At 67.5% G+C, this 329-nt stretch carries 1 protein-coding gene; it reads right to left on the bottom strand.

The annotated features are described in order from the left end of the window. On the bottom strand, positions 1–329 hold a 329-nt coding region (locus ACODSO_RS29350; protein WP_489040115.1), incomplete at both ends, for an AraC family transcriptional regulator ligand-binding domain-containing protein.

Raw genomic sequence — 329 nt, 5'->3', positions numbered from 1 at the left:
CTGGTAACGCGCCAGGTCTCGCGGCGTCGGGCTTTGCAGGCGCACCTCGCGCGGCTGCAGGGGCTTGCCGGTCAGCCAGCGGCAGAACGCCAGGCAATAGGCCAGCGAAGCCTCGGCGCTTTGCCGGGCGGCGGGCAGGCGGTCGCCGTGAATAGCCAATGTCAGCGCGTAACCGTCGGGCTGCGCCAGCAGATGAAGGTCGGCACCCTCGCCGATGATGCGCTGATAACGCACCAGGCGAGTGAAGCCATCACGCAGGTTGCGGCTGGACATCAAGGCGTAGCCGACCACATGGAAGGAGGCCGGACGCACCACCTGCGCCATGTTCA

The sequence above is a fragment of the Rhodococcus sp. FG69 genome, assembly GCF_057808915.1.
This window is presented reverse-complemented; position numbering and strand designations above follow the sequence as displayed.